Annotated in this window: 16 protein-coding genes; 11 read left to right on the top strand and 5 right to left on the bottom strand. The window is 68.8% G+C overall.

What is annotated here, in order from left to right:
* Positions 1 to 16 precede the first annotated feature (16 nt).
* From metF to ACTCB7_RS04760, 4 genes are all read left to right on the top strand, one after another.
* Positions 17 to 856, top strand: coding sequence for a methylenetetrahydrofolate reductase [NAD(P)H] (metF, locus tag ACTCB7_RS04775; RefSeq protein ID WP_463005745.1), 840 nt, complete (start codon positions 17 to 19; stop codon positions 854 to 856).
* 318 nt (positions 857 to 1,174) lie between these two features.
* Positions 1,175 to 2,173 (top strand): TRAP transporter substrate-binding protein, encoded by a 999-nt coding sequence (locus ACTCB7_RS04770; protein WP_463005744.1) that lies wholly within the window; start codon positions 1,175 to 1,177, stop codon positions 2,171 to 2,173.
* A 65-nt stretch (positions 2,174 to 2,238) separates the two neighbouring features.
* On the top strand, positions 2,239 to 2,799 hold the full coding sequence (locus ACTCB7_RS04765) for a TRAP transporter small permease (RefSeq protein ID WP_224415947.1): 561 nt from the start codon (positions 2,239 to 2,241) through the stop codon (positions 2,797 to 2,799).
* Positions 2,796 to 4,178, top strand: a complete 1,383-nt coding sequence (locus tag ACTCB7_RS04760) for a TRAP transporter large permease (RefSeq protein WP_463005743.1) — start codon at positions 2,796 to 2,798, stop codon at positions 4,176 to 4,178. Before ACTCB7_RS04765 ends, ACTCB7_RS04760 begins: the two co-directional genes overlap by 4 nt.
* Positions 4,179 to 4,249: 71 nt before the next feature.
* On the opposite strand, the gene ACTCB7_RS04755 is transcribed toward ACTCB7_RS04760, so the two are convergent.
* Together ACTCB7_RS04755 and prlC are read right to left on the bottom strand one after the other, a co-directional pair.
* A complete protein-coding gene (locus tag ACTCB7_RS04755) occupies positions 4,250 to 4,492 on the bottom strand; it encodes a YheV family putative zinc ribbon protein (RefSeq protein WP_224415946.1) in 243 nt (80 codons plus the stop codon).
* A gap of 61 nt (positions 4,493 to 4,553) precedes the next feature.
* Positions 4,554 to 6,605: an oligopeptidase A gene (prlC, locus tag ACTCB7_RS04750; RefSeq protein ID WP_463005742.1), complete on the bottom strand. Its 2,052-nt coding sequence runs from the start codon at positions 6,603 to 6,605 to the stop codon at positions 4,554 to 4,556.
* Between the two features lie 199 nt (positions 6,606 to 6,804).
* Here prlC and ACTCB7_RS04745 point away from each other — a divergent pair, with 199 nt between their 5' ends.
* The 3 genes from ACTCB7_RS04745 to ACTCB7_RS04735 all read left to right on the top strand — a co-directional run bounded on the left by ACTCB7_RS04745 (position 6,805) and on the right by ACTCB7_RS04735 (position 9,500).
* On the top strand, positions 6,805 to 8,145 hold the full coding sequence (locus tag ACTCB7_RS04745) for a sodium-dependent transporter (RefSeq protein ID WP_463005741.1): 1,341 nt from the start codon (positions 6,805 to 6,807) through the stop codon (positions 8,143 to 8,145).
* 21 nt (positions 8,146 to 8,166) lie between these two features.
* Positions 8,167 to 8,709 (top strand): gamma carbonic anhydrase family protein, encoded by a 543-nt coding sequence (locus ACTCB7_RS04740; protein ID WP_463005740.1) that lies wholly within the window; start codon positions 8,167 to 8,169, stop codon positions 8,707 to 8,709.
* 119 nt (positions 8,710 to 8,828) lie between these two features.
* A complete protein-coding gene (locus ACTCB7_RS04735; RefSeq protein WP_463005739.1) occupies positions 8,829 to 9,500 on the top strand; it encodes a metal-dependent hydrolase in 672 nt (223 codons plus the stop codon).
* A gap of 20 nt (positions 9,501 to 9,520) precedes the next feature.
* On the opposite strand, the gene ACTCB7_RS04730 is transcribed toward ACTCB7_RS04735, so the two are convergent.
* The 3 genes from ACTCB7_RS04730 to ACTCB7_RS04720 are packed head-to-tail and all read right to left on the bottom strand — an operon-like array spanning position 9,521 to position 13,972.
* Positions 9,521 to 10,906, bottom strand: a complete 1,386-nt coding sequence (locus ACTCB7_RS04730) for a sigma-54-dependent transcriptional regulator (RefSeq protein ID WP_463005738.1) — start codon at positions 10,904 to 10,906, stop codon at positions 9,521 to 9,523.
* Positions 10,899 to 13,163, bottom strand: a complete 2,265-nt coding sequence (locus tag ACTCB7_RS04725; protein WP_463005737.1) for an ATP-binding protein — start codon at positions 13,161 to 13,163, stop codon at positions 10,899 to 10,901. The genes ACTCB7_RS04730 and ACTCB7_RS04725 overlap by 8 nt, the downstream gene beginning before the upstream one ends.
* Positions 13,164 to 13,186: 23 nt before the next feature.
* On the bottom strand, positions 13,187 to 13,972 hold the full coding sequence (locus ACTCB7_RS04720) for a GntR family transcriptional regulator (protein ID WP_463005736.1): 786 nt from the start codon (positions 13,970 to 13,972) through the stop codon (positions 13,187 to 13,189).
* A 370-nt stretch (positions 13,973 to 14,342) separates the two neighbouring features.
* Here ACTCB7_RS04720 and ACTCB7_RS04715 point away from each other — a divergent pair, with 370 nt between their 5' ends.
* Genes ACTCB7_RS04715 through ACTCB7_RS04700 form a run of 4 tightly spaced genes read left to right on the top strand, consistent with a single transcriptional unit; the run spans position 14,343 to position 20,072 of the window.
* Positions 14,343 to 15,098 carry a (Fe-S)-binding protein gene (locus ACTCB7_RS04715; RefSeq protein ID WP_463005735.1) on the top strand — a complete coding sequence of 252 codons (756 nt, stop codon included), beginning with the start codon at positions 14,343 to 14,345 and terminating at the stop codon, positions 15,096 to 15,098.
* Positions 15,095 to 16,537: a LutB/LldF family L-lactate oxidation iron-sulfur protein gene (locus ACTCB7_RS04710; RefSeq protein WP_463005734.1), complete on the top strand. Its 1,443-nt coding sequence runs from the start codon at positions 15,095 to 15,097 to the stop codon at positions 16,535 to 16,537. Before ACTCB7_RS04715 ends, ACTCB7_RS04710 begins: the two co-directional genes overlap by 4 nt.
* Complete coding sequence (locus tag ACTCB7_RS04705; RefSeq protein ID WP_163647820.1) at positions 16,534 to 17,214, top strand: LutC/YkgG family protein; 681 nt, start codon at positions 16,534 to 16,536, stop codon at positions 17,212 to 17,214. Before ACTCB7_RS04710 ends, ACTCB7_RS04705 begins: the two co-directional genes overlap by 4 nt.
* Positions 17,211 to 20,072: an FAD-binding and (Fe-S)-binding domain-containing protein gene (locus ACTCB7_RS04700; protein WP_463005733.1), complete on the top strand. Its 2,862-nt coding sequence runs from the start codon at positions 17,211 to 17,213 to the stop codon at positions 20,070 to 20,072. Before ACTCB7_RS04705 ends, ACTCB7_RS04700 begins: the two co-directional genes overlap by 4 nt.
* Positions 20,073 to 20,371 lie beyond the last annotated feature (299 nt).

Raw genomic sequence — 20,371 nt, 5'->3', positions numbered from 1 at the left:
CGACAAGGGTTGACCGATGAGCGCACACGAGCATCCGCTGGGCATCAGCTTCGAATTCTTTCCCCCCAATACCGATGCCGGGCGGGAGAAGCTCATGGCTGCCCGGGATGCCCTGGCCGAGCGCAAGCCGCGCTTCTTCTCGGTGACCTACGGCGCCGGCGGGTCGACCCAGGCGCGGACGCATGAAACGGTACAGCGCGTCCGCGACGGCGGCATCAGCACCGCACCGCACCTGTCGTGCATCGGCAGCGAAAAGGCCCAGGTGCGCGAGTTGCTCGAGCGCTACCGCGCCGACGGCATCGACAGCCTGGTGGCGCTGCGCGGTGACCTGCCCTCGGGCATGGGCGGCGTCGGCGAGCTGCGCTACGCCAACGAGCTGGTCGAGTTCATCCGTGCCGAGACCGGCGATCATTTCGAGATCGCGGTGGCCGCCTACCCCGAGGCCCATCCGCAGGCGCCGAGTCTCGAGCACGACCTGCAGAACTTCGCGCGCAAGATGCAGGCCGGTGCCGATCTGGCCATCACCCAGTACTTCTTCAGTGCCGAGGCGTATTTCCACTTCGCCGAGCGGGCGCGGGCCCTGGGGGTCGACAAGCCGATCGTGCCGGGCATCATGCCGATCACCAACTACACCAAGCTGGCGCGCTTCTCGGATGCCTGCGGGGCCGAGATCCCGCGCTGGATCCGCAAGCAGCTCGAGGCCTACGGCGACGACAGCGAGAGCATCCAGGCCTTCGGCGAGGAGGTGGTGTCCCGGCTTTGTCAGCGGCTGCTCGACGGCGGCGCCCCGGGGCTGCACTTCTACACGCTCAACCAGGCCACCCCGGCGCTGCGCATCCTCGACAACCTCGCCTGACGGCCATGCGGTATGCGTGATTCACGGACCCCACCCCTACGGTGGGGTTTTTTCGTTTGTGGGTGTTCGTTTGCGGGGGTGAGTGCGCGGAGCGATAAAAGTGTGCGGGTTCCCGCACAAAAGCCTGAATGAGCTGTGTGGATCTTCGCACGCATGACGTGATAACGCCTTCGGTAAAGTCAGCCTGTTTGTGTCCATGTCATTGTAATATCTGGTTTTTGCGGAATTGGCACAGCGATTGCCAAGGGGTTGGGCGACAGGTCGCTGCGGCGGCCCGACACGACAATCGCAACAATAGCCGCAAGGAGCCAATACAACATGCGCACGCTCAAGCTCGCTTCCCTGACCGCCCTCGCCGCCGGTGTCATGATGGCCGGCAGCGCCATGGCCGACCCGATCACCATCAAGTTCTCCCACGTGGTGGCCCCGAACACGCCGAAGGGGCAGATGGCCGAGAAGTTCAAGGAACTGGTCGAGGAGAGCTCGGTCGGCGATCAGGTCGACGTCGAGGTGTATCCCAACTCGCAGCTCTACGGCGATGACCAGGTGCTCGAGGCCATGCTGCTCGGCGACGTCCAGCTCGCCGCGCCGGCCCTGTCCAAGTTCCAGAAGTACACCAAGCAGCTCCAGGTCTTCGACCTGCCGTTCCTGTTCAAGGACATGGACGCCGTGGAGCGTTTCCAGAGCAGCGAGACCGGCCAGAAGCTGCTGACCTCGCTGGAGCCCAAGGGCCTGATCGGTCTGGGCTACCTGCATAACGGCATGAAGCAGCTCTCCGCCTCCGAGCCGCTGCGCGTGCCCTCCGACGCCGCCGGCAAGAAGTTCCGCATCATGACCTCCGACGTGCTCGAGGCGCAGTTCGAGGCGGTCGACGCCGCGCCGCTGAAGAAGCCGTTCTCCGAGGTCTTCATGCTGCTGCAGACCGACGCCATCGACGGCCAGGAGAACACCTACTCCAACATCTACTCGCAGAAGTTCTACGAGGTGCAGCCCTACATCACCGAGTCCAACCACGGCCTGCTGGACTACATGGTGGTCTCCTCGGCGCGCTTCTGGAACGGCCTGCCCGACGACGTGCGCCCGGTGGTCAAGAAGGCGCTCGACCAGGCGATCGCCTACGGCAACGACATCGCCGCCAAGGAGAACCAGGACGCCAAGCAGGCGATCATCGACTCCGGCAAGTCCGAGATCATCGACCTGACGCCGGAACAGCGTCAGCAGTGGGTCGACGCCATGAAGCCGGTGTGGGACCAGTTCTCCGACGAGATCGGCCAGGACGTGATCGACGCCGCCCGGGCCGCCAACAACGAGGGCTGATCGGCCCGAGGCATCCGGCGACGGCGCCCCCCGGGGCGCCGTCGTTGTCTCCATGAGGAAAGACCATGATTGTACGTTGGCTCAACAAGCTGGAGGAGGCGATCTTCTCGGCGCTGCTGGTGGCCATGGTGCTGCTGGTGGGTGTCGAGGTGTTCTATCGCTTCGTGCTGGCCGAGGGGATCAGCTGGGCGCAGGAGGCCTCGCTCTACCTGTCGGGCTGGTTCGTGCTGTTCGGCGCCTCCTGGGGGATCAAGCACGGCGCCCACATCGGCGTCGACGTGCTGGTCAAGAAGCTGCCGCGCGGCGGACGCCGCATCGTCACCCTCGTCGCCCTGGCGGTGTGCCTGACCTACTGCGGCCTGCTGCTGGTCGGCAGCTACCAGTACCTGTCGCTGACCAAGATGATCGGCATCGAGCTGCAGGACATCCCCATACCCAAGTGGCAGGCGACCCTGATCCTGCCGATCGGCCTGGGCCTTCTGGTGCTGCGCTTTCTCGAGCTCGGCTGGCGCGTGATCAAGGATGAGGCCGACGGCTTCGGCTTCTCCGACGAGGGCGAGGAGAGCCTGCGTCTCGCCGAAGAGGGCGCCGCCGACGAGCCCCATGACAAGGAGGGCCGCTCATGACCATCGCGACCCTGTTCATCCTGCTGTTCGGCGCCATCTTCCTGGGCATGCCGATTGCCTTCGCGCTGGGCTTCTCCAGCGTGACCACGATCCTGCTGTTCTCCAATGATTCGCTGGGCTCGATCGCCATCAAGCTGTTCGAGTCGGTCTCGAATCACTACACGCTGCTGGCGATTCCCTTCTTCATCCTGTCGAGCGCCTTCCTTTCCACCGGCGGGGTGGCGCGGCGGCTGATCAACTTCGCGACCGACGCGGTGGGCCACGTCAAGGGCGGCCTGGCGATGGCCTCGGTGCTGGCCTGCATGCTGTTCGCCGCGGTCTCCGGCTCCTCGCCGGCCACGGTGGCGGCGATCGGTTCGATCGTCATCGCCGGCATGGTCCGTCAGGGCTACCCGGAGTCCTATGCCGCCGGGGCGATCGCCAACGCCGGCACGCTGGGCATCCTGATTCCGCCGTCGATCGTCATGCTGGTCTACTCGGCGGCCACCGAGGTCTCGGCGGCCAAGATGTTCATGGCCGGCCTGATCCCCGGGCTGATGATGGGCTCGATCCTGATGCTGGCCATCTATATCTCGGCGCGGCGCATGAAGCTGCCCGCCCAGCCGTTCCCGGGGTTCGGCGCGCTGCTGCGCTCCGGCGGCAAGGCCACGGCCGGGCTGCTGTTGATCCTGCTGGTGCTGGGCTCGATCTACGGCGGCGTGGCCAGCCCCACCGAGGCGGCGGCGATCGCCGCGATCTACGCCTGGCTGGTGGCGGTGATCGGCTACCGCGACATGGGCCCGCTCAAGGGCATTCCCTGGAAGCGCCCCGACGAGAACCTGGCCGCGGCGGCCGTGCGCAACCTGTGGCAGACGCCGCTGGCGCTGGTCGGCTCGTTCGTCAACCGCGAGGTGCGCGAGGTGGTGCTGGATGGCGCCAAGGTGTCGATGATGCTGCTGTTCATCATCGCCAACGCCATGCTCTTCGCCCACGTGCTGACCACCGAGCGCATTCCCCATCACATCGCCGAGGCGATCGTCTCCTGGGGCCTGCCGGCGTGGGGGTTCCTGATCGTCGTCAACCTGCTGCTGCTGGCGGCGGGCAACTTCATGGAGCCGTCGGCGATCCTGCTGATCATGGCGCCGATCCTGTTCCCGATCGCCATGCAGCTGGGCATCGACCCCATCCACTTGGGCATCATCATGGTGGTCAACATGGAGATCGGCATGCTCACGCCACCGGTGGGACTCAACCTGTTCGTCACCGCGGGGATCACCAACCGCTCGATCGGCTGGGTGATCAAGGCGGCGCTGCCGTGGCTGTGCCTGTTGCTGCTGTTCCTGATCGCCATCACCTACATCCCGGCGATCTCGCTGTGGCTGCCCAACCTGCTGTCGTGAACGCGACGCCCCGAGATGAAACAGAAACCCCGCCGAAAGGCGGGGTTTTTGCGTTCGGGGGGAGCCCGCGCTCAGCCCTTGGGGTCGAGGATGCGCACCGGGGTCACGCTGTTGTCTTGCTCCTCCTCGCGCGGCTGGTTGACCCGGGTGGTGAGCTCCGGCGCGGTCTCGTCCTCGATGGGCAGCTGCTCGAAGAAATCGCAGGCCACGCAGTCCCGGTAGCGGATGCCGTGCTGTTCCCAGGTGCGGATCTTGTCCATGGCGGCGCAGCGTGGGCAGATCGCCCCGGCGATGAAGCGTTTCTGGATGGCCATGGGCCCTCCTGTGACGAGCCCCCGGCGAGCCGGGGGCGCGGGTGGATGGTGGCGGGCGGTGTCAGGCGGCGCGGATGCCGCTGTGGCGCAGCAGCGCGTCGACGCTGGGATCGCGGCCGCGGAAGGCCTTGAACAGCTCTGCCGCATCCCGCGAGCCGCCGGCCTCGAGGATATGGTAGCGGAAGCGGGCACCGGTTTCGGGATCGAAGATACCGGCTTCCTCGAAGGCGCTGTAGGCATCGGCGGAGAGCACCTCCGCCCACTTGTAGCTGTAGTAGCCGGCCGCGTAGCCGCCGGCGAAGATGTGGCTGAAGCTGTTCTGGAAGCGGTTGAAGTCGACCCGCGGCACCACCGAGTAGCGATCGCGCACGTCGTCGAGCAGCGCCTGGACGTCGGCCGCCGAGGGGGCGTCGAGTTCGTGGTGGAGGCGGAAGTCGAACAGCGAGAACTCCAGCTGGCGCAGCATGCCCATCGCCGACTGGAAGTTGCGCGCCGCCTGCAGCCTGTCGAGCAGCGTGTCGGGCAGGCGCTCGCCGGTATCGACGTGGGCGGCGATCATGTCCAGCCCCTCGCGCTCCCAGCAGAAGTTTTCCATGAACTGGCTGGGCAGCTCGACCGCATCCCAGGCCACGCCGTTGATGCCGGAGACGTCGGCGACGGTCTGCCGGGTGAGCATGTGGTGCAGGCCGTGACCGAACTCGTGGAACAGCGTCAGCACCTCGTCGTGGGTGAGCAGCGCGGGCCGCTCGCCCACCGGCCGGGTGAAGTTGCAGGTCAGGTAGGCCACCGGCAGCTGCAGGCTGCCGTCCTCGCGCTGGCGGCGCACCCGGCACTCGTCCATCCAGGCGCCGCCGTGCTTGCCCTCGCGGGCATAGAGGTCGAGGTAGAAGCCGGCGATCGGCGTGTCACCGTCGTGGATCGTGTAGTAGCGCACGTCCGGATGGTAGCGCGGGGCCGTCTCGTCCTCGACGAAGCGCAGGCCATAGAGCCGCCCGGTGACGCGGAACAGCCCGTCGATCACCTGCGGCGCCGGGAAGTAGGGGCGCAGCTGTTCCGGCGAGATGGCGTAGCGCGCCTCGCGCAGCTTCTCGCTGGCGTAGCCGACATCCCACGGCTCGAGGCTCTCGAGGCCGAGCGACTCCCGGGCGAAGGCCTCGAGCTCGTTGAACTCCTCCTGCGCCTGGGGGTGGGCGCGCTCGGCGAGGTCGGCGAGGAAGTCGAGCACCTGGCGCGGCGACTCGGCCATCTTGGTGGCCAGCGAGTAGTCGGCATAGGTGGCAAAGCCGAGCAGCGTGGCCAGTTCCTGGCGCAGGGCGAGGATCTCCTCGATGACCGGTGCGTTGTCGAACTCGCCGGCATCGGGGCCGACGTCCGAGGCGCGGGTGACGAAGGCGGTGTAGATCTCGCGGCGCAGCTCGCGGTCGCTGGCGTAGGAGATCACCGGGAAGAAGCTGGGGAAGTCGAGGGTGATGCGATAGCCGTCGACGCCCTTGGCCTCGGCGTTGGCCCTGAGGGTGTCCAGGGCGCTCTGCGGCAGGCCGTCGAGGGCGTTGGCGTCGGTGACGTCCTTGTGCCAGGCCTGGGTGGCGTCGAGCACCTGGTTGGCGAAGGTGTTGGACAGCTCGGAGAGCCGGGCCTGGATCTCGCCGTAGCGCCGCTTGGCGTCGGCCGGCAGATCGACGCCGGCGAGCCGGAAGTCGCGCAGGGTGTTGTCGACCGAGCGCTGCTGGGCGGCATCGAGCTCGGCCCAGGCCGGCGAGTCCCTGAGGGACTGGTAGGCGCGGAACAGCCCCTCGTGCTGGCCCAGCCAGGTGCCGTATTCGGAGAGCCTGGCCAGGCAGGCCTGGTAGGCCTCGCGCAGCTCGGGGTTGTTCATCGTGCCGTTCAAGTGCGAGACCGGCGACCAGGCCTGGGACAGGCGGTCGTTGAGCGCTTCCAGGGGCGCGGCGAGGCTCTCCCAGATGGGCGTCTCGCGCTCCGCCCGGGCGGCGAGCCGATCGATGGCGTCACGGTTCTCGTCGAGGATCCGCTCGATCGCCGGCACCACGTGTTCCGGCCGGATCTCGGCGAAGGGCGGCAGGGTGTGGGTCTCGAGCAAGGGGTTGCGGGACATGCGCGGTGGCCTCGTCTGCAAGAAGGGGAACTGTTTGTTAGATGCGGCCGCACCCGGCGGGTTTCAACGCCGCATCGACGATCGCCCGGGCGGCGCCATTCCCGTGCCGCGCCGCCCCTGCTAGGCTTGCGGCTTTCGAGCGCCGTCGGCACGGCAGGCCGCGCCGGCGCCCGTGGCGGGACAACAAGGGACACGAGCGATGAAAGAGACACTGGAGCGCTGGAGCAGCCGGCGTGCATTCATACTGGCGGTCACCGGCGCCGCGGTGGGACTGGGCAATATCTGGCGCTTCCCCTACATGACCGGCGAGAACGGCGGCTCGGCCTTCCTGCTGCTCTACATCGCCTTCGTGGTGCTGCTGGGGCTGCCGGTGATGATGGCCGAGATCCTCATCGGCCGCGCCGGACGGCGCAGCCCCATGCAGTCGCTCGGCCACCTGGCGCGGGCCGCCGGGGCCTCGCCGCACTGGCGCTGGCTCGGCGTGTTCGGGGTGATCACCGTGTTCTTCATCCTGTCGTTCTACTCGGTGGTCTCCGGCTGGTCGATCGAGTACCTGGTGGAGTCGATCAACGGCAACTTCGCCGGCGGCACGCCGCAGGCGATCGGCGCCAACTTCAACGACTTCCTCGCCGACCCGCTGCGCATGACCTTCAACCATACCCTGTTCATGCTGCTGACCATGTCGGTGGTCGCCGCGGGCATCTCCGGCGGACTCGAGAAGCTCAACAACCTGCTGATGCCGCTGCTCTATCTGCTGCTGATCGTGCTGGCCGTCTACGCCACCACCACGCACGGCTTCGGCACGGCGATGGCCTGGCTGTTCACCCCCGATGCCTCGGCGATCACGCTGTCGGTGGTGCTCAACGCCATGGGCCATGCCTTCTTCACCCTGGCGGTGGGCGCCTGTGCGCTGATGGCCTACGGCGCCTACATGCCGGATCACCAGAGCCTGCCGCGGGCGGTGGCCGCGGTGGCGGTGCTCGACGTGCTGGTGGCGCTGCTCTCGGGCATCGCCATCTTTTCGGTGGTGTTCTCGCAGGGCCTGGACCCCGGCGAGGGCCCGGGGCTGATGTTCGTCACCCTGCCGATCGCCTTCGCCGAACTGCCCGGCGGCTCGCTGTGGCTGGCGGTGTTCTTCCTGCTGCTGCTGCTGGCCACCTGGACCTCGTCGATCAACCTCGCCGAGCCGATGGTCGCCACCCTGCAGGGCGCCGGGCTCAAGCGCGGCCGCTCGGCGGCGCTGGTGGGCATCGCGGTCTGGGCCGTGGGCCTGCTGTCGGTGCTGTCGTTCTCGACCATGGCCGACGTGCACTGGATCGGCGAGATGAACTTCTTCGATCTGGTGACCACCGTGCCCACCGATTTCTTCCTGCCCGTGGGCGGGCTGCTGATCGCCATCTTCGCGGCCTGGGTGATGTCCGCCGAGGCCGCCGAGCGTGCCCTGGATGCCGGGCCGGGCGGCTTCCGCACCTGGCGCGCCCTGGTGCGCTACGTTTCCATTCCGCTGGTGGTGGTGGTACTGCTGTCGGGACTGTTCTGAATCGCGAGGAGGTGACGAATCATGAACCTGAGAACCTTTCGCGGCTACACGCCGCAGCTCGGCGAGCGCGTCTACATCGACCCGGACTGCGTGGTGCTGGGCGACGTGACGCTGGGCGACGACTGCTCGGTGTGGCCGATGGCGGTGGTGCGCGGCGACATGCACCGCATCCGCGTCGGTGCGCGGGTCAGCATTCAGGATGGCAGCGTGCTGCACATCACCCACGCCAGCGACTACAACCCCGGCGGCTACCCGCTGAGCATCGGCGACGACGTGACCATCGGTCACAAGGCGATCCTGCACGGCTGCACCGTGGGCGACCGGGTGCTGGTGGGCATGAATGCCACCATCATGGATGGCGCCGTGGTCGAGGACGAGGTGATCATCGCCGCCGGCGCGGTGGTCACGCCCGGCAAGCGCCTGGAAAGCGGGCACGTCTACGCCGGCAACCCGGCCCGGTCGCTGCGCCCCCTGAAGGAGGCCGAGCGGCAGTTCTTCACCTATACCGCCGGCAACTACGTCACGCTGAAGGACGAGTACCTCGCCGCAACCGATCCCGCCTGACGGCCCGGGCCTCCGGACGGCGCTCCGGGGGCCGGTTTCTCGCGCTCAACTGATTGTTTTTCCGAGGTGCCGTGCGCGATAATCTGGATTTACATCCAGTCATTCGCAGGTGGCGGCGCGTGGCCGACTTCAAGACTCATTTCAGCGTGGCCGTGGCCGGTGGCGCGCTGCTGGCCGTCGGCGGCTGGCAGGCGACCCTGTGGACGCCCCCCGAGGGCGCCTCGCTGGCTGCACTGACCGCCTTCGGCGGCATCCTGCCGGACATCGACTCCGACCATTCCCGGGCCATTCGCCTGATCTTCAACCTCTTCGCCCTGCTGGCGGTGGTCGCCGGCGCCTGCTGGCTGCAGGGGCGGGTCAGCCCGGCGATGCTGCTGGTCGGCTGCGGCGGGCTGTATGTCGCGGTGCGCTACGGCGCCGGGGCGATCTTCCGGCGCTTCAGCGTGCACCGCGGCATCTGGCACTCGCTGCTGGCGATGGGCCTGTGCGGGCTGACCACCACCGCGCTGAGCTATCAATGGCTCGCCCAGCCGGCCTGGCAGGCCTGGGCGCAGGGCGTGGCCCTGGTGGTGGGGGGCATTATCCACCTGCTGCTCGACGAGCTCTACAGCGTCGACCTGGTCGGCTCGCGGCTCAAGCGCTCCTTCGGCACGGCGATGAAGCTGTTCGACTATCGGGAGCCGGGCAACTCGATGGTCATGCTGCTGCTGGCGGCCGGGCTGGCGCCCTGGCTGCCGCCCTGGCAGACCCTGCTCGACCTGCTGGCCCACAGCACCCGACTGTGGCAATGAGCGTGCGGCAGTAAGCCCGCTCAGTCGGCGCCCGGGCGCTGGCGATAGTCCTCGGCGGGCAGGTCGTACTTCCTGAGCTTGTCGTAGAGGGTCTTGCGCGGCAGGCCCAGGTGCGCGCAGACGGTGCTGACCCGGCCGTGATGCGTGGCGAGCGCCTGACTGATCAGGCTCTTCTCGAACAGCTCGACCTGGCGGGGCAGGGTCAGCGCGGTGGCACCGCCGTCGTGGCCCTCCAGCAGGCGATCGAGCCGGTAATCGTCGGCCGCGCCCAGCAGCACGAAGCGCTCGGCGAGGTTGCGCAGCTCGCGCACGTTGCCCGGCCAGTCGTGGGCCATCAGCACCGAGACGCCGGCGGCGTCCAGCGGCGGTGCCTCGAGCCCGCTGCGATTGGCGGCGACCACCGCGAAATGCTGGAAGAGCAGCGGCACGTCCTCGCGGCGCTCGCGCAGCGGCGGGATCGGCAGGGTCACCACGTTGAGCCGGTAGTAGAGGTCCTCGCGGAATTCGCCGCGTTCGGCTGCCGCCCTGAGGTCCACCTTGGTGGCGGCGATCACCCGGATGTCCAGGGGCACGGCGCGATTCGAGCCCAGCCGCTCGATGCTGCGTTCCTGCAGCACGCGCAGCAGCTTGACCTGCAGCGACAGCGGCATCGACTCGATCTCGTCGAGGAACACGCTGCCGCCGCTGGCGTGCTCGAACTTGCCGATGCGCCGTTCCACCGCGCCGGTGAAGGCGCCCTTCTCGTGGCCGAACAGCTCGGATTCGATGATGTTCTCCGGCACCGCCCCGCAGTTGATGGCGACGAACGGCTGGCCGCCGCGCCGGCTGCGCTCGTGCAGCGAGCGCGCGACCAGGTCCTTGCCCACGCCCGTCTCGCCGAACAGCAGCACGTCGGTTTCCACCTGGCTGATGCGCTGGAGCATGGTGGTCAGGTGCTGCATGGCCGGGGTGCGGCCGACGATGCGGGGGCCGGGGGCGGCGCGCTGGGCCTCCAGTTCGGCCTTGAGGCGGCGGTTCTCGAGGCTCAGCCGGCGCTTTTCGACGGCGCGGCGCACCACGTCGGTGAGCCGCTCCCCGGCGAAGGGCTTCTCGAGGAAGTCCCAGGCACCCTCGCGCATCGCCTCCACCGCCGTGGAGATGTCGCCGTGGCCGGTGATCAGGATCACCGGCAGGTCGGGGTCGCGGCGGCGCACTTCGCGCAGCAGCGCCAGACCGTCCATGCCGGGCATGCGGATGTCGCTGACCACCACGCCGGGGAAGTCGGCCTCGAGCCGGGCCAGCGCGGACTCGGCGTCGCCGACCGCCTGCGGCTGATAGCCGGCCAGCTCCAGGGTCTGGCCGGCGGTGATGCGCAGGTGTTCCTCGTCGTCGACGATCAGCACCGGGGTGGCGTCCGACTCATGCATGGCGTTCCTCCTCGGGGGGCGGCTCGGCGGTGGCCGGCGCGGCACAGGCCGGCAGGGTGATGGTGAAGCAGGCGCCGCCGGACGCGACGTTGCCGGCGTCGAGCTGGCCGCCCAGGTCGTCGATGATGCGCGCCGAGATCGACAGCCCCAGGCCCAGCCCCTTGCCGGTGGCCTTGGTGGTGAAGAAGGGCTCGAAGACCCGGCCGAGGTGATCCTCGGCGATGCCCGGACCATTGTCGCGCACCTCGATGCGCACCGTCTCGCCGGGCCGGATGCGCAGCCACAGGTGCGGCTCGGGCGTCTCGCTCATCGCCTGCAGGGCGTTGCCGATCAGGTTGACCAGCACCTGCTCGAGGCGCACCAGGTCGGCATGCACCCAGACATCGCCGGGCGGCCAGTCACGGGTGATCGTCACCCCGGCATCGACCAGCCGCGAGCGGTACAGGCGCAGGGCGTAGCCGAAGCTCGCCTGCACGGAGACGGGGGCCAGGTTGTCGCCGCTTCTGCGCGAGAACTGCTTGAGCTGGGCGCTGATCTCGGCCATCCGTGCGGTGAGCTCGACGATCTGCTCGAGGTTGGCGTCGGCGGTCTCGTGGCGGCCGCGCTCGATGAAGGTCCGGGCATTCTCGGCGTAGGCGCGGATCGCCGCCAGCGGCTGATTGAGCTCGTGGTTGATGCCCGCCGCCATCTGGCCGAGGACCGCCAGCTTGGCGGCCTGGACCAGCTCGTCCTGGGTCTGGCGCAGACTGGCCTCGGCGCGCTTGCGCTCGTCGATCTCCGAGGACAGCCGCTGGTTGGAGGCCAGCAGATCGCGGGTGCGCTCGGCGACTCGTTGCTCCAGCTGGTCGCGGGCGCGGGCCAGGGCGTGTTCCTGGGCCTTGCGTTCGCTGATGTCGAACACCGTGGCCAGCCAGCGCTGGCCGTGGGGGCTGACCAGCCGGCTGACGGTGAGCTCCAGGGGAATGCCGTCGCCGCCGGGGCGCAGGGCCAGCACCTCGATGGCCGGCGACTGGCGGGCGTGGCGCAGGGCGGCGATGCTGCGCGCATCGGCCGGCGCGAGCAGCTCGGTGAGGTGGCGCCCCTCGACGCTCTGCGGCGTCTGGCCGAACAGCGCTTGGGCGGTGGGGTTGAGGTAGGTCAGGGCGGCATGCTCGTCGAGCACCAGCAGGCCGGCGCGGGTGCGGTCGATGATGCCGCGCACCCGGGCCTGCCCCTCGGCCAGGGCCCGACGCTCGCGACTGGCGAACAGCTCGCGCTCCCGGCGCAGGCGCCAGCGCTGCCAGCCGATGCCGCCGGCGAGGATCACCACGCCGTAGAGCCCGGCGGCCAGCATGCCGGCCTGCCACTGGGCGCTTTCCAGGGAGTGCAGCGGCTTGAGCATGCGCATCTGCCAGTTCAGGGCCGGCAGCTCGCGGGTCACCGAGAGGAAGCGCTCCCCCTCCAGCGGGCCGGCGGCAAAGGTCATCAGGCGCGAGCCGTCGCGGCGCCGGCCCAGGCGAGTCAGGTCCAGGAGCGGCAGGTGGGCGCCGTCGTAGCGGCGCGTGGCGTTCAGGCGCTCGCGCTCGCCGGCCTGCAGCGGACGCAGGCTGGCCAGGCGCAGCCCCGGCGAGCTGGCCATGAACACCACGCCGTGTTCGTCGCTGACCAGCAGTTCGCCGTTGAGGCTCGTCCAGTTGGCCTCCAGCGGCGCGACCAGCACTTTGACCACCAGCACCCCGGCGATATGCCCGCCCCGGGCATCGGTGACGCGCACCGGCGCCGAGAAGTAGTAGCCGCGCTCGCCGGATTGCGTGCCCAGGCCGTAGAAGCGCCCCATCCGCCCCTGCATGGCGTCGAGGAAGTAGGGACGAAAGCCGTAGTTCTGGCCGACGAAGCTGTGCGGCAGGTTCCAGTTGCTGGCGGCGAGCGTGGTGCCGGTGGCGTCGAGCAGGTAGATGTCGGAGACATCGGCAATGCCGCGGAAGTCGTCGAACAGGCGGTTGAGGCGCATCACCGCCGCCGGATCGTCGGGGTGGGTGACGGCGTAGCGCACGGCCTCGCGGCTGGCCAGCAGGTGCGGCAGGTAGTCGTGGCGCGACAGGTAGGCGGAGACGCCGGCGGCGGACAGCCGCAGCTCGTTGCGACCCTCGGCGTACAGGGCATCGAGCGCTTCCTCGCGGGCCAGCAGCGAGACCTGCCAGACGCTCAGGGCCAGCCCCAGCGGGACCAGCAGCAGCAACAGTCGACGCCAGCGTCTGGGCAAGCGGGTGGCCTGCATGGGCGCTCCTCGGGCTCGTGGAATCAGTCGCCGCGTTCGGGCAGGGCCTGGGCGCGGCGCAGGGCACGCTGGGCGCGGGTCTCGGCGCGCTCCAGTTCGAGCAGCCCTTCCTCGACGAACACCAGGTGCTCGTGGGCCAGCAGGCGGGCGTCCTCCGGACGGCCCTCGAGGATGGCATCGAGCAGCGCGCGGTGCTGGGTCATCAGCTGCTCGCGGGAACCCGGCTTCTCGAACAGGTGCGCCAGGTTGGAGACGATGCTCTTCTCCAGCAGGTGGAAGATGCCGCGGATGGTATGCAGCAGCAGCACGTTGTGCCCTGCCTCGGCGATCGCCAGGTGGAAGGCGGCGTCGGCCTTGGCCTCGCGATTGGGGTCGTCCTGCAGCGCCGGCTCGGCGTAGCTGGCCTGGAGCTCCTCGAAGCGCCGGATCAGCAGTTCCTTGTCGGCCGGGGTGGAGCGCAGGGCCGCGTAATAGGCGGCGATGCCTTCCAGGGCGTCGCGGAACTCGAGCAGGTCGAGATGGAACTCGCCGTGGCGCGAGAGCATCTCCAGCAGCGGGTCGCTATAGCCGCTCTTGAGTTCCTCGCTGACGAAGGTGCCGCCGCCCTGACGGCTGCTCAGCAGGCCGCGGGCCGAGAGCTTCTGGATCGCCTCGCGCAGCGAGGGGCGCGACACGCCGAAGCGCTCGGCCAGTTCGCGTTCCGACGGCAGTCGCTGGCCCGGCGCCAGGCTGCCCTCGAGGATCATCGACTCGAGGCGTTCGGTGATGACGTCGGCGATACGCGGTTGTCGGACCGGCTGATAGACCATGACGTGTTCTCGGGATACCGGGTGGCTGGGCCCGCCCTGTCGCGAGCGGTCGACAGATTGTGTCAAAGGCGTGACGGGGCGGCTAATGTCAAATTGGTTTTACCAATTCTAGCGAGATGCCGGGCGCTCGCAACCTCGCTGGAGACAGGGGATTTCAGTGGTATGACAACAAGTTGCCGTTGCCGCTCGGGCAGGCAATACCAAAGTCTAAAGCGTCGGACGGCGAGTTTGTTACGCTGACGTTTGACTCTCGCCTAACCTTGCCCATAAGGTTCCCCAACATCAATTGTCAATTGGTTTTACCAATTAGAGCTCGGCGCCAGCGCGGCGCGGTGCCCGGGTCGCGACGCAACTGGCTCGAGGAGAGGACATGACGCCACTCAAGCAATACCCCCCCAGGCCGGACAAGGTGTACTTCTATGGCACCTGTCTGATCGATCTCTTCTATCCCGGCGCCGGGCTCGACGGCATCCGCCTGCTCGAGCGGGAGGGCATCGAGGTGGTGTTTCCCGACGACCAGACCTGTTGCGGCCAGCCGGCCTACACCTCCGGCTACCATGACGAGGCCCGGGCGGTGGCGGCCGCGCAGCTCGACCTGTTCCCCGAGCCGTGGCCGGTGATCGTGCCCTCCGGGTCGTGCGGCGGGATGATGCGTACCCATTACCCGCAGCTGTTCGCCGGCACCGGGCGCGAGGCGCAGGCCCGCGAGCTGGCCGGGCGGATCTTCGAGCTGACCGAGTTCCTGGTGCATGTCTGCCATGTGACGCTGACCGATCGCGGCGAGCCGCAGCGCGTGGCGATGCACACCTCGTGCAGTGCCCGACGCGAGATGGGGGTGGCCGACACCGGCCCGGCGCTGCTCGGCCAGCTCGAGCACGTGGAGCTGGTCGAGCAGGCGCGCGCGGCGGAGTGCTGCGGCTTCGGCGGGACCTTCGCGGTACGCCACCCGGAAGTCTCGGGGGCGATGGTCGACGACAAGGCGCGCGCCATCGAGGAGGCCGGCGCCGAGCACTTCGTGACCTCGGACTGCGGCTGCCTGATGAACATCGACGGCCACCTCGAGCAGCAGCAGCGCCCGGTGCGTGGCGAACACATCGCCAGCTATCTGTGGAGGCGCACCTCATGAGCGTTCAGACCTATACCCCGCAGGCCTTCCATCGCCAGGCGCATGACGCGCTGGGCAACCCGCAGATCCGCAGCAATTTCCGGCGCGCCATGGACGGGCTGATGGACAAGCGGCGCAGCGTCTTCAGCGAGTGGGACGTGGAGACGCTGCGCGAGCTGGGCGCCAACATTCGCCTGCGCGCGCTGTCCCGCCTGCCGGACCTGCTCGAGCAGCTCGAGGCCAACTGCCAGGCCAACGGCATCCGCGTGCACTGGGCCGGCGACGGTGACGAGGCCTGCCGCATCGTCCGCGAGATCTGCCAGGCGCGCGAGGCGAAGGCGGTGATCAAGGGCAAGTCGATGGTCTCCGAGGAGATGCACCTCAATGCGCATCTCGAGGCGGCGGGCATCGAGGCGCTGGAGTCGGATCTCGGCGAGTACCTCGTGCAGCTCAACGAGCAGACGCCCTCGCACATCATCATGCCGGCGATCCACCTCAACACCGACGAGATCTCGGACATCCTCCACGACAAGACCGGCACCGAGCGTACCCGCGACGTGGACGCCATGACCGCGGCGGCGCGTGCCCAGCTGCGCGAGCGCTTCATGGCCGCCGACGTGGGGATCTCGGGGGTCAACTTCGCGGTCGCCGAGACCGGCACGCTGTGCCTGGTCGAGAACGAGGGCAACGGCCGCATGACCACCACGGTGCCGCCGGTGCACATCGCGGTGACCGGCATCGAGAAGGTGGTCGAGCAGCTGCGCGACGTGCCGCCGCTCTATGCGCTGCTGACCCGTTCGGCGACCGGCCAGCCGGTGACCACCTACTTCAACATGATCTCCGGGCCGCGCCGGGCGGACGAGCATGATGGGCCCGAGGAGGTCCACCTGGTGCTGGTCGACAACGGGCGCTCGGCCATCTACCAGGACGACGAGCTGCTCGACACCCTGCGCTGCATCCGCTGCGGGGCGTGCATGAACCACTGTCCGGTCTACACCCGGGTGGGCGGGCATACCTACGGCACCACCTATCCGGGGCCGATCGGCAAGATCCTGATGCCGCACCTGATGGGCCTGGAGGCGACCCGCGACCTGCCCAGCGCGTCGAGCCTGTGCGGGGCCTGCGGCGAGGTGTGTCCGGTGAAGATTCCGATTCCCGATCTGCTGGTGCGGCTGCGCAAGGAGTCGGTCGGCGAGGGGCGCGGCAACGTGCCGGGGGCCGGGGTCAAGCGCAACCGCAAGGAGGTGTTCGCCTGGAAGAGCTGGCAGTGGCTGGCCACCCATCCCGGGGCCTGGCGGGCCGGTACCGGCATGGCCGGCAAGCTGCGCGGGCTGGCGCCGTCGACGCTGCGTCCCTGGACCGACTACCGCACCGCACCGAAGCCGGCATCGACCACGCTGCATGCGTTGGTCAAGCGCCATCGCCAGGACCACGACACCACCGGGGAGAGCGAGTCATGAGTGCCCGCGAGACCATTCTCAAGCGCCTGCGCGAACGTGCCGACGGGGCGCTGAGTGCGCCCGAGAGCGACTTCTCGGTGATGACCGGGCGCGGCTGGACGCCCGCCGAGCGGCTGGCGCGTTTCGAGTCGATGATCACCGCGGTGCACGGCGAGGTGCATCACGCCGCGCGGGGCGAATGGACGCAGGCCCTGGCCGCCGTCCTGCGCGACAAGGGCGTGACCCGACTCGGTGTGGGGCGCGAACACCCGGTCGCCGTCGAGGCGCGGGCGGCGCTGGCCGACGGCGGCGTGATGCTGGTCGATGCCGACCGTGATATTGCGGCCTGGAGTCGCGAGCAGTTCGAGACGCTGGAGGCCGGCCTGACCTCGACCCGGGGTGCCATCGCCGAGACCGGCAGCCTGTGGCTGTGGCCGACCCCCGACGAGCCGCGCCGGCTGAGCCTGGTGCCGCCGCTGCACATCGCCGTGCTGGACGCCGAGACCATCGAGGACACCTTCTTCGACGTGGTCGAGGCTCACGGCTGGGCGCAGGGCATGCCCACCAATGCGCTGCTGATCTCCGGGCCCAGCAAGACCGCGGACATCGAGCAGACGCTGGCCTACGGGGTCCACGGCCCTCGCGAACTGGTGGTGATCGTGCGCCATGCTGACGCCCCCGGGCAGGCGGACGCATGACGCCGGCCTATCGTGACCTGCTCGAGGCGCTGCGCGAAACGCTGCCCGACGAGCGCCTGATCCATGATCCGCTGCGCCTGCTGGCCTATGGTTCCGATGCCAGCTTCTACCGGCTGATTCCGCAGTTGGTGGTGCGCCCTCTCGACGAGGCGGAGCTGGGTGTCGTGATGCGCGCCTGCCGGGAGCGCGGGCTGCCGATGACGTTTCGCGCCGCGGGCACCTCGCTGTCCGGCCAGGCCGTCGGTGATTCGGTGCTGATCCAGCTCAACCAGGGCTGGCGCGAGTACGCGATTCTCGACGCGGGGCGAGCGATCCGCCTGCAACCGGGAATCATCGGCGCCCGGGCCAATCAGCTGCTGGCGCCGTACGGGCGCAAGATCGGTCCCGACCCGGCGTCGATCGGCAGCTGCATGATCGGCGGCATCGCCGCCAACAACGCCTCGGGCATGTGCTGCGGCACGGCGCAGAACAGCTATCGCACCCTGCGCGACCTGCGAGTGGTGCTGGCCGACGGCACCTGCCTGGATACCGCCGACCCGGACAGCGTGGCGGCCTTCAGGGATTCGCACGACAAGCTGCTCGACGAGCTGGAGCGGCTGGGGCGCGAGACGCGGGCCAATACGGCCCTCGCCGAGAAGATCCGTCACAAGTACCGGCTGAAGAACACCACCGGCTATGCGCTCAACAGCCTGGTCGACTACCGCGACGGCCTGGATATCCTGACGCGCCTGATGATCGGCTCCGAGGGCACGCTGGGCTTCATCAGCGCCATCACCTACGACACCGTGCCCGACGAGCCCGAGAAGGCGGCGGCGCTGATCTTCTTCCCCGACATGGCGACCACCTGCCGGGCGACCATCGCGCTCAAGGCCACGCCGGTCTCGGCGGTGGAGCTGATGGACCGGGCGGCGCTGCGCTCGGTGGCCGACCAGCCCGGCATGCCGGAGGCGCTGGCGACCCTGCCCGAGGGAGCCGCGGCACTGCTCGTCGATGTGCGCGGCGACGATGCCGGGCAGCTGGCCGCGCGCATCGAGGCGGTGCAGGCGGCCCTGCAGGGGGTGGCCACGCTGGAGCCGGTGGTCTTCACCCGCGACCCGGCGCAGTACGCCCTCTACTGGAAGATCCGCAAGGGGCTGTTTCCGGCGGTGGGGGCCGTGCGTGAGGTCGGCACCACGGTGGTGATCGAGGATGTCGCCTTCCCGGTCGAGCGTCTCGACGAAGGCGTGCTGGCGCTCACCGAAGTGTTCCGCCGCCACGGCTACGCTCAGGCGATCCTTTTCGGTCATGCGCTGGAGGGCAACCTGCACTTCGTCTTCCCCCAGGGGTTCGAGAAGCCGGGCGAGACCGAGCGCTACCGGGCGCTGATGGAGGACGTGGCGCAGCTCGTGGCGGTCGAGTATGGCGGCTCGCTCAAGGCCGAACACGGTACCGGGCGCAACATGGCGCCCTTCGTCGAGCGCGAGTGGGGCACCGAGGCCTATGCCCTGATGTGGGCGATCAAGGCACTGTTCGACCCCGGGAACCTGCTCAACCCCGAGGTGATCCTGAGTCGCAACCCGACCTTGCATCTGGAGAACCTCAAGCCGCTGCCGGCCGCCGACCCGATTGTCGATACCTGTATCGAGTGCGGCTTCTGCGAGTCGGTGTGCCCGTCGCGGGCCCTGACGCTGACGCCGCGCCAGCGGATCGTCGTGCGTCGCGAGATGGCCCGGCTCGAGGCCCTGGGCGAGCAGGCCGACGCCGAGGCCCGCGAACGGCTGGCAACGCTGCGCGAGGGGTATGTCTACGACGGCATCGATACCTGTGCGGCCGACGGGCTGTGTGCGACCCAGTGCCCGGTGGGCATCAATACTGGCGATTTGGTGCGGGCGTGGCGGCACGACCACCAGGCCGGCAAGGCGGGGATGGCGCATCGTCTCGGTGCCCATTTCAATGGCGTGACGCAGCTGGCCCGCGGGGCGCTTAAGGCCGCCGACATGACGCATGGGCTACTGGGTACGCCGGCGATGACACGGTTCACCGGCACGCTGCGGCGGGCCAGCGGACAGCGCCTGCCGCAGTGGCTGCCGACGCTGCCGGACGCGGCACCGGTGCGCGTGCTCGACCGGCCGCGCCGCGAGAAGCCGGGGGCGCCCCGAGTGGTCTATCTGCCCTCGTGTGCGACACGGGTGTTCGGTCGCTCGCGAGGCGATGACGAGACGCGCTCGGTGATGGAGGTGACGCTGTCGCTGCTCGACAAGGCGGGTTTCGAGGTCATCCTGCCGGAATCGCTGGGCGGGCAGTGCTGCGGCATGGCATTTCAGTCCAAGGGGCAGTTCGCGGAAGCCGACCGCAAGGCGGGTGAACTCAACGCCGCCCTGCTGGCCGCCAGCGAGAACGGCCGCTATCCGGTTCTCTGTGACACCAGCCCCTGCACGCTGCGCATGCAGGAAACCCTGGATGCGCGTCTCGCGCTGCACGAGCCGGTGGGCTTTGTGCATGACCAGGTGCTGCCGCGGCTTGCCATCACGCCCAAGAAGGCGCGTGTCGCCGTGCATGTCACCTGCTCGAGTACGCGCATGGGGCTGGCCGACACCTTCATCGCCCTGGCCCGGGCCTGTGCCGAGGAGGTGGTGGTGCCGCCGGAGATCACCTGCTGCGGCTTCGCCGGTGACAAGGGCCTGCAGGTGCCGGAGCTCAATGCCTCGGCGCTGACGGGGCTGGCCGAGGCGGTCGCCGGCTGCGAGGTGGGCTACTCCAACTCGAGGACCTGCGAGATCGGCCTGGCGGCCCACGGCGGCATTCCCTACCGTTCGATCCTGTCGCTGGTCGACGAGGTCGGGCGCCCGCGGGAGGCGGCGGAAAGCGCGGCAGAATAGGACGTGTGGCGGGGTGGTCGATTTTTTTCGACCCTGGTCGCAAGAAAGGGCTTGCATCCCGCCGTTGTGATCCGTAAAGTACGCATCCGCTGCCGACGACGGGACACGTCGCCGGCGGTGGAGAGGAGAAGCAAGTGGTTGTTTCCTCGAAGGTTTCTGGAAGGCGGCGATGAAAATCGCCCTTGCCAGAGCGCTTCGAAACGCCTAGAATGCTCTCCCACGATTCGGCAGGCCGGCGGCCGCCGCGGGATCGGTTTTCACCGATCGCCACGACGAAAAACGCCGCTTGACACGTCGGG

Source organism: Modicisalibacter sp. (assembly GCF_055145905.1).
This window is presented reverse-complemented; position numbering and strand designations above follow the sequence as displayed.

Excerpts from the sequence above, each read along its gene's own strand:
- metF (WP_463005745.1), top strand. The coding sequence starts at position 17 with ATGAGCGCACACGAGCATCCGCTGGGCATCAGCTTCGAATTCTTTCCC.
- ACTCB7_RS04770 (WP_463005744.1), top strand. The coding sequence starts at position 1,175 with ATGCGCACGCTCAAGCTCGCTTCCCTGACCGCCCTCGCCGCCGGTGTC.
- ACTCB7_RS04765 (WP_224415947.1), top strand. The coding sequence starts at position 2,239 with ATGATTGTACGTTGGCTCAACAAGCTGGAGGAGGCGATCTTCTCGGCG.
- ACTCB7_RS04760 (WP_463005743.1), top strand. The coding sequence starts at position 2,796 with ATGACCATCGCGACCCTGTTCATCCTGCTGTTCGGCGCCATCTTCCTG.
- ACTCB7_RS04755 (WP_224415946.1), bottom strand. The coding sequence starts at position 4,492 with ATGGCCATCCAGAAACGCTTCATCGCCGGGGCGATCTGCCCACGCTGC.
- prlC (WP_463005742.1), bottom strand. The coding sequence starts at position 6,605 with ATGTCCCGCAACCCCTTGCTCGAGACCCACACCCTGCCGCCCTTCGCC.
- ACTCB7_RS04745 (WP_463005741.1), top strand. The coding sequence starts at position 6,805 with ATGAAAGAGACACTGGAGCGCTGGAGCAGCCGGCGTGCATTCATACTG.
- ACTCB7_RS04740 (WP_463005740.1), top strand. The coding sequence starts at position 8,167 with ATGAACCTGAGAACCTTTCGCGGCTACACGCCGCAGCTCGGCGAGCGC.
- ACTCB7_RS04730 (WP_463005738.1), bottom strand. The coding sequence starts at position 10,906 with ATGCATGAGTCGGACGCCACCCCGGTGCTGATCGTCGACGACGAGGAA.
- ACTCB7_RS04725 (WP_463005737.1), bottom strand. The coding sequence starts at position 13,163 with ATGCAGGCCACCCGCTTGCCCAGACGCTGGCGTCGACTGTTGCTGCTG.
- ACTCB7_RS04720 (WP_463005736.1), bottom strand. The coding sequence starts at position 13,972 with ATGGTCTATCAGCCGGTCCGACAACCGCGTATCGCCGACGTCATCACC.
- ACTCB7_RS04715 (WP_463005735.1), top strand. The coding sequence starts at position 14,343 with ATGACGCCACTCAAGCAATACCCCCCCAGGCCGGACAAGGTGTACTTC.
- ACTCB7_RS04710 (WP_463005734.1), top strand. The coding sequence starts at position 15,095 with ATGAGCGTTCAGACCTATACCCCGCAGGCCTTCCATCGCCAGGCGCAT.
- ACTCB7_RS04705 (WP_163647820.1), top strand. The coding sequence starts at position 16,534 with ATGAGTGCCCGCGAGACCATTCTCAAGCGCCTGCGCGAACGTGCCGAC.
- ACTCB7_RS04700 (WP_463005733.1), top strand. The coding sequence starts at position 17,211 with ATGACGCCGGCCTATCGTGACCTGCTCGAGGCGCTGCGCGAAACGCTG.